The organism is Myxococcus llanfairpwllgwyngyllgogerychwyrndrobwllllantysiliogogogochensis, assembly GCF_006636215.1.
Taxonomy (GTDB): Bacteria; Myxococcota; Myxococcia; order Myxococcales; family Myxococcaceae; genus Myxococcus; species Myxococcus llanfairpwllgwyngyllgogerychwyrndrobwllllantysiliogogogochensis.
On record NZ_VIFM01001014.1, the window covers coordinates 1 to 386 of the forward strand.

Consider the following 386-nt stretch of genomic DNA (forward strand, 5'->3'; position numbering starts at 1 on the left):
TCATGTGGCTGGTGGCGATCGCGGTAGCCACGCCGGAACGGCGGCGGCTGACCTTCGGTGGCCTGGCGCTGATCACCGGCGCGTGGACGCTGGACGCGTTGGTACAGGCGCTGGCCGGCACCAGCCCATGGTTCTGGTCGCTGCAGCACCTGAAGCTGGCCGTAAGTGGCCACGCGCTGTGCCCGGCCGACGAAGCCGCACTGGCCGACCGCCTCAGTGGCGCGCTCGGGCCCTGCAACCTGAAATTCGGCCAGGTACTGGCCAGCCTGTCACCCTTCCTGCTGCTGCCGATGGCGCGGCGTTTCGGCAGTGCGGGGTGGTTGCTGGCCGCCGCCGCACTGGGAGGCGTGCTGCTGCTGGCCGGTTCGCGCGCCTCGTGGATCACC

At 71.0% G+C, this 386-nt stretch carries 1 protein-coding gene; it reads left to right on the plus strand.

Annotated features, from left to right (window positions below; genetic code table 11):
- The coding region (locus FJV41_RS56660) for a hypothetical protein (RefSeq protein WP_220138085.1) at nucleotides 1-386 on the plus strand (386 nt) is incomplete at both ends.